The sequence below is a fragment of the Pantoea sp. YR525 genome, from assembly GCF_900116775.1.
GTDB lineage: Bacteria > Pseudomonadota > Gammaproteobacteria > Enterobacterales > Enterobacteriaceae > Pantoea > Pantoea symbiotica.
The window spans coordinates 25,188-38,130 of record NZ_FPBU01000012.1; the positions used below are offsets into that span (position 1 = coordinate 25,188).

Here is a 12,943-nt window from a genome sequence, read left to right on the forward strand (position 1 = left end):
ACATCTGCGAGCCAGATCGAAAAAAGTCGCACAAGTCACAATTTTTATGCAAATTAAGTAACAACCCGGCGCGACCTTTGGTTAACAATAGTGCCGACCCGGTTGAAGCCCGGTAATGTCAGAAAATCAATGCGCTGTACCGCGTCAGGAGTTATACGTTGGACCAGAAGCAACCCTCCACCGCCGCCACCATGAAAGATGTGGCCGAGAAAGCAGGCGTTTCAACCGCCACGGTTTCACGTGCGTTGATGAATCCAGAAAAAGTCTCTGCTGCGACCCGGCTCAAGGTCGAAAAAGCCGTGATTGCCGTGGGTTATGCGCCGCACGGTTTGGCGCGCAATGCCAAACGCGGTGAAACGCAAACCATTCTGGTAATTGTGCCGGACATCTGCGATCCCTTCTTCAGTGAGATCATTCGCGGCGTGGAAGTCACCGCCGCGCATGAAGGTTATCTGGTACTGATTGGCGATTGCGCGCATCAGAACAAACAGGAAAAAACCTTCCTGAATTTAATGCTGACGCGCCAGATCGACGGCATGGTGCTGTTGGGTTCACAGCTGCCATTTGAGGCGGGCATTGAAGATCAGCGTAACCTGCCGCCAATGGTGATGGGCAACGAATTTGCGCCGGAAATGGCCTTGCCAACGGTGCATATCGATAACCTGACCGCCGCTTTTGAAGCAGTAAATCACCTGTTGCAGCTCGGTCATCGCCAAATCGCCTGCATCACCGGGCCAGAACATATTCCGCTGAGCCAATATCGTTTGCAGGGCTACATTCAGGCGCTGCGTCGCAGCAACATCGCCATCGACCCGACGATGATTGTGCACGGCGACTTCACCTTTGAAGCCGGTGCAAATGCGCTTAAGCAGTTGATGAGTTTGCCGCAGCCCCCGAAAGCGATCTTCTGCCATAGCGATTTAATGGCGCTGGGCGCGATGAATCAGGCACGCAAACTCGGCATGCGCATTCCACAGGATTTGTCGGTAGTGGGCTTTGATGATATCGAACTGGCGCAATACTACGATCCACCGCTGACCACCGTGGCGCAGCCGCGCTTTGCCATCGGTCGTGAAGCGATGCTGCTATTACTTGATGAGCTGCAGGGTAAACGCGTGAATAACGGCTCGCGCCTGCTGGATGCGGAGTTGCGCGTGCGTGGCAGTACGGCACCGGCAGCAAAACGGGAAAAATAGCGCGTAGAAGCCTGCATTTTCAGCGGATTCTGAAGGCAGACTGTGCTGGTCAAAGTTCCAGCCCTTGCGTAACATGGCGCATTCATTGCCGGGCAATTAACAGCACATTTACATGCCCATTGGCATTTTTTTGAAGGGTAGCAGAACGAAAGTGGCACAGAAAGATTATGTAGGCCGCGGGCGTTCAACAGGGACGCGTCGCAAAAAACCCGCCAGCCGCAGCAAGAAAAGCAAAGGCGGATCAGGCACTTCAAAGCTCATGATGGTACTGGCCGTGGCCGTGCTGGTCACCTTTGCCGGTGGTTTATGGTTCATCTCGCATCATAAGAAAGAAGAGATTGAGGTCATTCCAAACCACAAAGCCAACGGTAACGGCCTGCCGCCGAAGCCGGAAGAGCGCTGGAAGTACATCAAAGAGCTGGAAAATCGCCAAATTACCGTTCCGTCGCCGACTGAGCCTTCGGCCGGTGGCGTGCAATCACAAACTCAGCTGACCGATGAACAGCGACAGTTGCTGGAGCAGATGCAGGCCGATATGCGCCAGCAGCCGACGCAGTTGAACGAAGTGCCGTGGAACGAACAAACCCCGGCGCAGCGCCAGCAAACGCTGCAGCGTCAGCAGGTGCAGCAACAGCAGCAGCAGCAGCAGGTTCAGCAGCAACAACAGCAGCAGTTGCAACGTCAGCAGCAACAGTTACAACAGCAGCAGCGCCAGCAACAGTTGCAGCAACAACAGGCCGCGCGTCAGCAGCAGCAAGCTGCGCCGATCACGCGTGAGCCAACGCAGCAGACCAAACCGCAGGAAACGGCCAAGGCGAAAACCGAAGAGAAAGCCTCTTCACAGCGCTGGATGGTGCAGTGTGGATCGTTCAAAGGTACCGATCAGGCGGAATCAGTACGCGCCGGTCTGGCATTTGAAGGATTCGAGAGCCGCATTACTACCGGCGGTGGCTGGAATCGCGTGGTGATCGGGCCGTTCAAAGATCGCAGCAGCGCCGACAGCACAGTCAAACGCTTACACAGTTCCGGCCACGGAAGTTGTATTCCCCTCGCTGCTGGGGGTTGAAACCCCTTTTTCCTACCCCATATCTGGTTGCATGATACTCCGCGCCGAGTGCGCGGAGTTCCTTTTCTACTGCAACAAGGGGTCTGCCCGTGACAACAATAGTAAGTGTACGACGCAACGGCCAGGTAGTGATTGGCGGTGATGGCCAGGCTACGCTCGGCAATACCGTAATGAAAGGCAACGTTAAAAAAGTCCGTCGTCTTTACAACGATAAAGTGATCGCCGGTTTTGCTGGCGGTACCGCAGATGCCTTCACCCTGTTTGAACTGTTTGAGCGCAAGCTGGAAATGCACCAAGGCCATCTGGTGAAAGCGGCGGTCGAACTGGCTAAAGATTGGCGTACCGATCGCATGCTGCGCCGCCTCGAAGCGCTGCTGGCGGTGGCCGACGAAAACTCCTCATTAATCATCAGCGGCAACGGCGACGTTATCCAGCCGGAAAATGACCTGATTGCAATTGGTTCTGGTGGGCCTTACGCCCAGGCAGCGGCACGCGCGTTGTTGGAAAACACCGACATTGGTGCGCACGATATCGTGGAGAAAGCGCTGAACATCGCTGGCGATATCTGTATCTACACCAACCACAATATTAACTTCGAAGCATTACCGTCTAAGGCTAAGGACTAAACATCATGTCTGAGATGACTCCACGCGAGATTGTCAGCGAGCTTAATCGCTTTATTATCGGCCAGGACGGCGCAAAGAAGGCGGTCGCGATCGCCCTGCGTAACCGCTGGCGCCGCATGCAGCTCGACGAAGAGCTGCGCCACGAAGTGACGCCGAAAAACATTCTGATGATTGGTCCAACCGGCGTCGGTAAAACCGAAATCGCCCGTCGCTTAGCCAAACTGGCTAACGCACCGTTCATCAAAGTGGAAGCCACCAAATTCACCGAAGTCGGTTATGTCGGTAAAGAGGTGGATTCCATCATTCGCGATCTGACCGATTCTGCCATCAAGATGGTGCGCAGCCAGGCGATCGAGAAGAACAAATACCGCGCGGAAGAGATGGCGGAAGAGCGCATCCTCGATGTGCTGATCCCACCCGCGAAAAACAACTGGGGCCAGGCTGAACAAGCGGCTGAGCCATCAACAGCGCGTCAGTCCTTCCGCAAGAAACTGCGCGAAGGCCAGCTGGATGACAAAGAGATTGAGATCGATCTGGCCGCTTCATCGGCTGGCGTTGAAATCATGGCGCCTCCGGGCATGGAAGAGATGACCAGCCAGCTGCAATCGATGTTCCAGAACCTCGGTGGCCAGAAGCAGAAACCGCGTAAGCTGAAAATCAAAGAAGCCATGAAGCTGCTGATTGAAGAAGAAGCGGCCAAGCTGGTGAACCCGGAAGAACTGAAGCAGGATGCCATCGATGCGGTTGAGCAGCACGGTATCGTGTTCATCGACGAAATCGACAAAATCTGTAAGCGCGGCGGCCAGAATGCGGGCGGTCCAGACGTATCACGCGAAGGCGTACAGCGTGACCTGCTGCCGCTGGTTGAAGGCTGCACCGTTTCCACCAAGCACGGCATGGTGAAAACCGACCACATTCTGTTTATCGCTTCCGGCGCGTTCCAGGTCGCTAGCCCGTCAGATCTGATCCCAGAACTGCAAGGCCGTCTGCCAATTCGCGTTGAACTGCAGGCGCTGACCGTCAATGACTTCGAGCGCATCCTGACCGAGCCAAACGCCTCGGTTACCGTGCAGTACAAAGCATTGATGGGCACCGAAGGGGTCAATATCGACTTCACCGATGACGCCGTGCGTCGTATCGCCGAAGCCGCATGGCAGGTGAACGAAACCACCGAGAACATCGGTGCGCGTCGTCTGCATACCGTGCTGGAGCGTCTGATGGAAGATATCTCCTATGACGCCAGCGATCGTAACGGTGAATCGATCACTATCGATGCCGAGTACGTTGGTAAGCATCTGGATGAGCTGGTGGCCGACGAAGATCTCAGCCGCTTCATTCTGTAAGCTTTACCCGCGAAATCGCTGCCCGGCCACTGTGCCGGGCTTTTTTTTACGCAGGATATTGATGCAACGCTTTTTTTGGCGGTTGATGATTTTGCCAACAATCGCCAGATAGCGATATACTTAGCGCTCCTGTGGCAAACAGACGAAAACCCTCATGAAATACGATACATCTGAACTCTGTGACATCTACCACGAAGCTGTGAATGTTGTTGAACCGCTTTTTTCGAACTTTGGTGGGCACAGCTCATTCGGTGGTCAAATCACCACAGTGAAATGTTTCGAAGATAACGGCTTACTCTACGATTTGCTGGAAGAGAACGGTCGGGGTCGCGTATTGCTGGTGGATGGCGGCGGTTCGGTCCGTCGCGCACTGGTCGATGCTCAGCTGGCGAGTCTGGCGGCGCAAAATGAGTGGGAAGGCATTGTGGTTTACGGCTCGGTACGTCAGGTAGACGACCTTGAAGAGCTGGAAATCGGCATTCAGGCGATTGCGGCGATTCCGGTGGGTGCAGCGGGTGAAGGCATTGGCGAAAGTGACGTGCGCGTTAACTTCGGCGGCGTGACCTTCTTCTCTGGTGACCATCTGTATGCCGACAATACCGGCATCATCCTGTCTGAAGACGCACTCGACATCGAGTAAGCCGCAACAAAAACGGGTGCCGCGGCACCCGTTGGTTTAAGCATCGACGCTTAAACTTCTTCCATTTTTCCCAGCAGTGCCCGCAGACGATCCTGCCAGACATGCTGCTCTTCTTTCAGATGCTGATTTTCACGCACCAGCGCATCTTGGTTGCCTGAAGCCTGGCTGACTTCGTTTTTCAGCGTATTGTTTTGCTCTTTCAGCTCTTCAATTTCCATCTGCAGCAGAGTGATGGTATCAATCGCCTGCTGTACTTTCGCTTCCAGTTTCTCGAACACTTCAAATGACATCTTTCTGACCTCTCCTAAATCTTGCAAGGCGTTGATGGGGCTAGTGCATGCCTTATTATGGTGCGCTCAGCCACGATGACTCGATTGTATGTAGCCGAACCCAGCAAGTCCAGCGCCACAAGGCCTGCGAGGGCAGTCTGTAACACTTTTCAGTCTATGCCTAAAAAAATGCGCATCTTCGCGCATCTGTGTGCGCGATCACATCAGCATCGACCAGCAAAGCGGGAAAAATGGGTCTCAAAGCAACGCAAAAGACGCGAAAACGCGCATTTTTATGATGGAGTACACAGTTTTCAATTTCGCTATTTCTCGTTTATGCTCGTTAACGATAAATTCACATCAACCCTACATTGATAGCTGGGCGACTCATGGATGAGAACAAAAACTGATAAAATTTAACCTCGCTTCAGGAATGCCATTATGAGTCAGACAACTAACACACTAAAAGGTCAGTGCATCGCTGAATTTCTCGGCACAGGTTTGATTATCTTCTTTGGTGCAGGCTGTGTTGCTGCACTGAAACTGGCCGGTGCGTCATTCGGTCAGTGGGAAATTTGTATTATCTGGGGTTTAGCCGTCTCCATGGCAGTCTATCTAAGCGCAGGCGTTTCTGGCGCGCATCTTAACCCAGCCGTTACCGTCGCGCTGTGCCTGTTCGCTAATTTCGAAGGTCGTAAAGTTATTCCCTATATTCTGGCGCAGGTTGCCGGCGCGTTCTGCGCTGCCGCGTTGGTTTACGGTCTCTACTACAATCTGTTCTTTGATTACGAAGCGAGCCATCAAATGGTGCGCGGCAGCGTTGAAAGCCTCGATCTGGCCGGTATCTTCTCTACCTACCCGAACCCGCACATCAGCGTCGCTCAGGCGTTCCTGGTTGAGATGGTGATTACAGCGGTATTAATGGCGGTGATCATGGCGCTGACCGATGACGGCAACGGTGTACCGCGTGGTCCGCTGGCTCCGCTGTTGATTGGTTTGCTGGTCGCAGTAATCGGTGGCTCAATGGGTCCACTGACCGGCTTCGCACTCAACCCGGCGCGTGACTTCGGTCCAAAACTGTTCGCCTTCTTCGCTGGCTGGGGCAACGTCGCCTTCACCGGTGGCAAAGATATTCCTTACTTCCTGGTTCCGATTTTTGGCCCGCTGGTCGGTGCTTGCCTCGGAGCCTTTGGTTACCGTTCGCTGATTGGCCGCCATCTGCCAGTTAACGTCGCGGAAGCCAGCACAGCAGAAAAACCGGTTGCGCGCGCTCAGCAGCGTAAAGCGTAAGTTTCATCGATACCACATCAGGAAAGCACAATGACTACTGATAAAAAATATATAGTTGCACTCGATCAGGGCACAACCAGCTCACGCGCCGTGGTGCTTGATCATGATGCCAACATCGTCGCGGTTTCTCAGCGCGAATTTACCCAGATCTACCCGAAAGCGGGTTGGGTTGAACATGACCCAATGGATATCTGGGCGTCACAAAGCTCAACGCTGGTTGAAGTGCTGGCACACGCCGACATTAACTCCGATCAAATCGCGGCGATTGGTATCACCAACCAGCGTGAAACCGCCATCGTCTGGGATAAAGAGACCGGCAAACCGGTTTACAACGCCATCGTCTGGCAGGATCCACGCACCGCAGATTACTGTAACAAGCTGAAGAAAGAGGGCCTGGAAGAGTATATCCAGCACACCACCGGTTTGGTGATTAACCCGTACTTCTCAGGCACCAAGGTGAAGTGGATTCTGGATAATGTGGAAGGCGCGCGTGACCGTGCTAAACGCGGCGAACTGCTGTTCGGTACCGTTGATACCTGGCTGATTTGGAAAATGACCCAGGGACGTGTGCACGTCACCGATCACACCAACGCCTCACGTACCATGATGTACAACATCCACAAGCTGGAGTGGGATGAGCGCATGCTGGAGATCCTCGATATCCCGCGTGAAATGCTGCCAGAAGTGAAAGGCTCTTCTGAAGTGTACGGCCAGACCAACATTGGTGGTAAAGGCGGTACGCGTATTCCAATCGCCGGTATCGCGGGTGACCAGCAAGCGGCGCTGTATGGCCAGCTGTGCGTACAACCGGGTATGGCGAAAAACACTTACGGCACCGGCTGCTTCATGCTGATGAACACCGGCACCGAAGCTGTGACTTCAACGCATGGCCTGCTGACCACCATCGCGTGCGGCCCACGCGGCGAAGTGAACTATGCGCTGGAAGGTGCGGTGTTTATCGGTGGTGCGTCGATTCAATGGCTGCGCGATGAGATGAAGCTGATCAGCGATTCAACCGACTCTGAATACTTCGCGTTGAAAGTGAAAGACACCAACGGCGTGTATATGGTGCCAGCCTTCACCGGTTTGGGTGCGCCATATTGGGATCCGTATGCACGCGGCGCGATTTTCGGTCTGACGCGCGGTGCGAACGCTAACCACATCATCCGTGCCACGCTGGAGTCAATTGCTTACCAGACGCGCGACGTACTGGAAGCGATGCAGAACGATGCGGGCACCCGCCTGCAATCACTGCGCGTGGATGGTGGTGCGGTTGCCAACAACTTCCTGATGCAGTTCCAGTCTGACATTCTCGGCACGCGCGTAGAGCGTCCGGAAGTGCGTGAAGTCACGGCGCTGGGTGCGGCCTATCTGGCTGGCTTAGCGGTTGGCTTCTGGAACGATCTGGAAGAAGTTCGCGCTAAAGCGGTGATTGAGCGTGAGTTCCGCCCAAGCATCGAAACCACCGAACGTAACGTCCGTTACGCCGGCTGGAAGAAAGCGGTCGCTCGCGCTAAAGCGTGGGAAGACGAAGAGTAAAATCCTGCTAACCCGCGGCGCCCTGCCGCGGGTTTTTCCCCCTGCCACTTTTCCCCGCTGTGTTAAACTGCCTGCCTGTTTTTTATCAGGTGCCACCATGAAACGAGAACTCGCGATTGAATTTTCCCGCGTGACCGAAGCCGCCGCTCTGGCGGGCTATCACTGGTTAGGACGCGGCGATAAAAATGCGGCCGACGGCGCAGCCGTTCACGCCATGCGCATTATGCTCAACACCATAGATATCGACGGCCAGATTGTGATTGGCGAAGGCGAAATCGACGAAGCGCCGATGCTGTATATCGGTGAGAAAGTCGGTACCGGCCGTGGCGATGCAGTGGATATCGCGGTCGATCCGATCGAAGGCACGCGCATGACGGCGATGGGCCAGGCCAATGCACTGGCGGTACTGGCGGTTGGAGACAAAGGCAGCTTCCTGCACGCACCTGATATGTACATGGAAAAGCTGATTGTTGGACCGGGCGCGCGTGGCGCCATCGACCTCAATCTGCCGCTTGATATCAACCTGAAAAACATCGCGCTGGCATTGGGCAAACCGCTCAGCCAATTAACAGTGTCGATTCTGGCTAAGCCACGCCACGATGCGGTGATTGCCCAGCTGCAGCAGCTCGGTGTGCGCGTGTTCTCCTTCCCGGATGGCGATGTCGCGGCCTCGATTCTGACCTGTATGCCAGATAGCGAAGTGGACGTGATGTACGGTATCGGCGGCGCACCGGAAGGTGTGGTGTCGGCGGCAGTAATTCGCGCGATGGATGGCGACATGCAGGCGCGTTTATTGGCGCGTCACGAGGTGAAAGGCGATAGCGAAGAGAATCGTCGCCTCGGCGAGAATGAACTGCAACGCTGCGCCGAGATGGGCATTGAAGCGGGTCAGGTGCTGAAGCTGGATCAGATGGCGCGCAACGACAACGTTATCTTCGCTGCCACCGGCATCACCACCGGCGATTTGCTGAAAGGCATCACGCGTAACGGCAACATCGCCACCAGCGAAACCCTGCTGGTGCGCGGCAAATCACGCACCATTCGCCGCATCCAGTCAATCCACTATCTGGATCGCAAAGACGCGGCGCTGCATCAATTTATCCTGTAATCGCCTGCTTGCCGCTCTCCGGATGACGAGAGAGTGGCCACCAGCACAGTAACATCACCAGCGACGTCACGAACATCAGCATGCCAAGGCTGGATTGATCGTGCTGTGGCAACAGTGCAGAAAGCCACGCCACCACGCCGGAACCGAGATTCTGTAAGCCTCCGATTAACGCACCTGCGCTGCCCGCCAGCCACGCATACGGCTCCATCGCGCCCGAGGTTGCCAACGGAAACAGCATGCCCGCGCCAAAGAAGAACAGCGCAGCGGGCACCAGCAGCGTCCAGATGTTCATCACGCCAAACCAGGCGGGAACCCACATCAATAATCCAGCCAACAGGCAACTGTTTACGCCGTACCACATCAGCGTGTGCCAGGATTTCTGCTCACGTCCGGCAAACCAGGCGCCAAAGAACGCAGCCGGAATCGGCAGGATAAACAGGATGCTGACGGTCAAGCCATCCAGCCCCAATACGCCGCCCATCAGCACGCCGCAGCTGGCTTCAAACACCGCGATACCAGCCAGTGCGCCAATCAGCAGCAGCAGATAACGCACGAAGTTGCCGTCGCTCAGCAAAGTGGCATAACGGCGCAGGAAAGGCGTGGCGGGCGTATCAACAGGGCGGGTTTCCGGCAGCCAGCGCGCCATTGAAGCTGTTACACCGACGCACAGCAGCAGCAGGAAGGCGAAACAGGCATGCCAGCCAAACAGATGCGTCAGCAGTGCACCAATCACTGGCGCCAGCAGCGGACTAACCAGAATGCCCATATTCAGCAGGCTGTTCGCCTGACGCAGGGCGATGCCGGAATAGAGATCGCGCGGCATGGTACGCGCCATCACGCCCGCTACGCCGGTCCCTAAACCTTGCACCGCGCTGCCCAATACCAGAATATCGAGCGAGGGCGCGAACATGGCGATCAACGCGCCGACGGCAAAGATCGTCATGCCAATCAGGATCACCGGACGGCGGCCAAAACTGTCCGAGAGCGGGCCGTAGATCAACTGCGATCCGCCGTAGGTCATCAGATAGGCGGCCATAACCTGCTGGATCGCCCCGCTGCGCACATTGAGCGTTTCGGCCATGTTGGCCATTGCTGGCACATAGATGGTTTGCGCCATCTGCCCGACCGCCACCAGCACAATCAGCATGAATAACAGAAAGCGATTTTGCGTTTTACTTATCAACATGGAACAAAATGTCTGCCTGAGAAACAAAGAATAAGCAGCACAAAACAAGCCGCCTCGGATTTATGGCGGCAAAAATATCAGGATTCAGTGACAAATCGAGAGGCACCGACAAAGCTGTATGTCTTGAGCCGTCAAGTTGATAGTCCAGATTGTAAACTGCCCGCTACAGTTGCTGATCTGTGCGCTGCGTTTGTCGCTGAGAGCCCTTTGCTGGGCGCAGGGCTGGAAATTTGCCGGATTGATAACGATGATAATCATGTGCCTGAATATTCAACACTAAGGAGTTAGCATGGCTGAGTGGATCAATGCTGAAGTTAAAGAAGTAAAAAACTGGACCGATGCACTGTTCAGCCTGCGCGTCGAAGCACCGATTGATACCTTTACTGCGGGACAGTTTGCCAAGCTGGCATTGGAAATTGACGGTGAGCGCGTGCAGCGCGCCTATTCTTACGTCAACGCGCCGCAGGATTCGCTGCTGGAGTTTTATCTGGTCACAGTGCCCGAGGGCAAACTGAGTCCGCGTTTGCAGGCGCTGCAGCCCGGCGAGCAGGTGATGATCACCAAAGAGGCGGCGGGTTTCTTTGTACTCGACGAAATTCCAGACTGCCAAACGCTATGGATGCTGGCGACCGGCACGGCGATCGGCCCCTATTTATCGATTCTGCAACAGGGCGAAGATCTGGATCGTTTCGACAATATTGTGCTGGTGCACGCCGCGCGTTTCGCCGATGACCTGAGCTTCCTGCCCTTGATGCAAGCGCTGCAGCAGCGCTATCAGGGCAAATTGCACATTCAAACGGTAATCAGCCGCGAAGAGATCGCCGGTTCGCTACACGGTCGCGTACCGCAGCTGATTGAAAGTGGAGCACTGGAGCGTGCGGTTGGCTTGCCGCTGACGGCAGAAACCAGCCATGTGATGCTGTGCGGCAATCCACAGATGGTGCGCGATACCCAGCAGTTACTGAAAGACACGCGTGAGATGCGCAAACATTTCAAACGTAAACCCGGCCATATGACCAGCGAGCATTACTGGTAATCGGCGCGGCACAAAGAATGTGAGATTTTTCCCAGTGTGGGTTTTGACTTTGCCCGGTAAAAACCGTTCTAATCGTGGGCTAAGTGAATGATTTAGGGCCGAAGCAATGAACAACCTGCCAGTCGCGCTGCTGCTTGGCCTCGCACTGACATTTCCCGTCTGGGCGGAGGATGCCCCCACGTTAGATCGTAGCGATCATCTGCCTGCTGCGCCCTATCTGCTCGCGGGTGCACCGACCTTCGATATGACCGTTGCTCAGTTCCGTGAGAAGTACAACGCGGCCAATCCCAATGAACTGCTGCAGGAATATCGCGCTATTGATAATCGCGGCGATAAAAGCAACCTGACGCGTGCCGCCAGCAAAATCAGTGAAACGCTGTATGCCTCAACGGCGCTGGAGCAAGGCACCGGCAAAATCAAAACCCTGCAAATCACCTGGCTGCCGGTTCCCGGCCCCGATATGAAAGCTGCACAGGCACGCGCCATGGATTATATGACCGCCCTGCTGCGCTTCTTCATCCCCGGCTTATCGCTCGAAGATGGGCGTAAAAAACTCGATTCCCTGCTGAGCGCCGGCAAAGGCGCGCGCTATTTTGCCCGCACCGAAGGTGCCTTGCGTTTCGTGGTGGCAGACAACGGCGACAAGGGTTTGACCTTCGCCGTTGAGCCGATAAAACTGGCGCTCGCGACGCCCTGATCGCACCGGCAAAAATGACGAAAAGCAAAGCCAGCAACGCATTTGATCTCTATACTGTCTCGCAGACATCGCTGCCCGATGGCAGCGCTATTTCATGAATCGCGTTATGCGGAGGAAAGAATGCGACATCCACTGGTTATGGGTAACTGGAAACTGAACGGTAGCAAGCAGATCACTAAAGAGCTGATTGAAGGCCTGCGCAAAGAGCTGTCTGGTGTTGATGGCTGTGGCGTCGCGATTGCACCGCCAGCCATCTATCTGGACCTGGCGAAGCACGCCATTTCCGGTAGCCACATTGCTCTGGGTGCTCAGAACGTTGACGTTAATCTGTCTGGCGCATTCACTGGCGAAACTTCCGCAGACATGTTGAAAGACGTTGGCGCGAAATACATCATCATCGGCCACTCTGAGCGCCGCACCTACCACAAAGAGAGCGACGAGTTCATCGCGAAGAAATTTGCCGTAGTGAAAGAAGCTGGCCTGGTGCCGGTTCTGTGCATCGGTGAAACTGATGCAGAAAACGAAGCGGGCAAAACCGAAGAAGTGTGCGCACGTCAGATCGACGCCGTGCTGGAAACTCAGGGCGCTGCAGCGTTCGAAGGCGCGGTTATCGCTTACGAGCCAGTTTGGGCTATCGGTACCGGCAAATCAGCCACTCCAGCGCAGGCTCAGGCGGTGCACAAATTCATTCGTGACCATATCGCGAAGAAAGATGCAGCTATCGCTCAGCAAGTAATCATTCAGTACGGCGGCTCCGTCAACGACAAAAACGCCGCTGAGCTGTTCACCCAGCCAGATATCGATGGCGCGCTGGTTGGCGGTGCTTCACTGAAAGCGGATGCTTTTGCGGTGATCGTGAAAGCGGCAGCAGCAGCGAAAAACGCGTAAGTCAGCGTTTTTGATGCAGAAAAAGGCGGCTGATTAGCCGCCTTTTTTATTGGTCGCCA

At 55.1% G+C, this 12,943-nt stretch carries 13 protein-coding genes; 11 read left to right on the forward strand and 2 right to left on the reverse strand.

What is annotated here, in order from left to right; all coding sequences use genetic code 11:
• The first annotated feature begins 158 nt into the window (after positions 1-158).
• The 5 genes from cytR (at position 159) to rraA (ending at position 4,871) form a co-directional block, all read left to right on the forward strand.
• Positions 159-1,196 carry a DNA-binding transcriptional regulator CytR gene (gene cytR, locus BM323_RS21205; protein ID WP_008109670.1) on the forward strand — a complete coding sequence of 346 codons (1,038 nt, stop codon included), beginning with the start codon at positions 159-161 and terminating at the stop codon, positions 1,194-1,196.
• Positions 1,197-1,347: 151 nt separating this feature from the next.
• Entirely contained in the window at positions 1,348-2,262 is a 915-nt protein-coding gene (gene ftsN, locus BM323_RS21210; protein WP_036649947.1) for a cell division protein FtsN, read from the forward strand.
• An 89-nt stretch (positions 2,263-2,351) separates the two neighbouring features.
• Complete coding sequence (gene hslV, locus BM323_RS21215) at positions 2,352-2,888, forward strand: ATP-dependent protease subunit HslV (protein ID WP_008109674.1); 537 nt, start codon at positions 2,352-2,354, stop codon at positions 2,886-2,888.
• Between the two features lie 5 nt (positions 2,889-2,893).
• A complete protein-coding gene (gene hslU / locus BM323_RS21220) occupies positions 2,894-4,231 on the forward strand; it encodes an HslU--HslV peptidase ATPase subunit (protein ID WP_008109676.1) in 1,338 nt (445 codons plus the stop codon).
• Positions 4,232-4,385: 154 nt separating this feature from the next.
• Positions 4,386-4,871 carry a ribonuclease E activity regulator RraA gene (rraA, locus tag BM323_RS21225; protein ID WP_008109679.1) on the forward strand — a complete coding sequence of 162 codons (486 nt, stop codon included), beginning with the start codon at positions 4,386-4,388 and terminating at the stop codon, positions 4,869-4,871.
• Positions 4,872-4,921: 50 nt separating this feature from the next.
• Here the strand turns inward: rraA and zapB are convergent, their stop codons facing one another.
• The gene (gene zapB / locus BM323_RS21230; RefSeq protein WP_007885384.1) at positions 4,922-5,161 is read right to left on the reverse strand and encodes a cell division protein ZapB; all 240 of its coding nucleotides are present in this window, start codon (positions 5,159-5,161) and stop codon (positions 4,922-4,924) included.
• Between the two features lie 420 nt (positions 5,162-5,581).
• Between zapB and BM323_RS21235 the strand changes: the two genes are divergently transcribed.
• The 3 genes from BM323_RS21235 to glpX all read left to right on the forward strand — a co-directional run bounded on the left by BM323_RS21235 (position 5,582) and on the right by glpX (position 9,077).
• Positions 5,582-6,430 carry an MIP/aquaporin family protein gene (locus tag BM323_RS21235; protein ID WP_008109681.1) on the forward strand — a complete coding sequence of 283 codons (849 nt, stop codon included), beginning with the start codon at positions 5,582-5,584 and terminating at the stop codon, positions 6,428-6,430.
• 30 nt (positions 6,431-6,460) lie between these two features.
• Complete coding sequence (gene glpK, locus BM323_RS21240; RefSeq protein WP_008109683.1) at positions 6,461-7,969, forward strand: glycerol kinase GlpK; 1,509 nt, start codon at positions 6,461-6,463, stop codon at positions 7,967-7,969.
• 97 nt (positions 7,970-8,066) lie between these two features.
• Entirely contained in the window at positions 8,067-9,077 is a 1,011-nt protein-coding gene (gene glpX, locus BM323_RS21245; protein ID WP_008109685.1) for a class II fructose-bisphosphatase, read from the forward strand.
• On the opposite strand, the gene emrD is transcribed toward glpX, so the two are convergent.
• Positions 9,067-10,263 carry a multidrug efflux MFS transporter EmrD gene (gene emrD / locus BM323_RS21250; protein ID WP_008109687.1) on the reverse strand — a complete coding sequence of 399 codons (1,197 nt, stop codon included), beginning with the start codon at positions 10,261-10,263 and terminating at the stop codon, positions 9,067-9,069. The two genes, glpX and emrD, sit on opposite strands and share 11 nt — an antisense overlap.
• A 289-nt stretch (positions 10,264-10,552) precedes the next feature.
• Here emrD and fpr point away from each other — a divergent pair, with 289 nt between their 5' ends.
• The 3 genes from fpr (at position 10,553) to tpiA (ending at position 12,884) form a co-directional block, all read left to right on the forward strand.
• Positions 10,553-11,299: a ferredoxin--NADP(+) reductase gene (gene fpr, locus BM323_RS21255; RefSeq protein ID WP_008109689.1), complete on the forward strand. Its 747-nt coding sequence runs from the start codon at positions 10,553-10,555 to the stop codon at positions 11,297-11,299.
• Between the two features lie 106 nt (positions 11,300-11,405).
• A complete protein-coding gene (locus BM323_RS21260) occupies positions 11,406-11,996 on the forward strand; it encodes a YiiQ family protein (protein ID WP_008109691.1) in 591 nt (196 codons plus the stop codon).
• A 120-nt stretch (positions 11,997-12,116) separates the two neighbouring features.
• The gene (tpiA, locus tag BM323_RS21265; RefSeq protein WP_008109693.1) at positions 12,117-12,884 is read left to right on the forward strand and encodes a triose-phosphate isomerase; all 768 of its coding nucleotides are present in this window, start codon (positions 12,117-12,119) and stop codon (positions 12,882-12,884) included.
• Positions 12,885-12,943 lie beyond the last annotated feature (59 nt).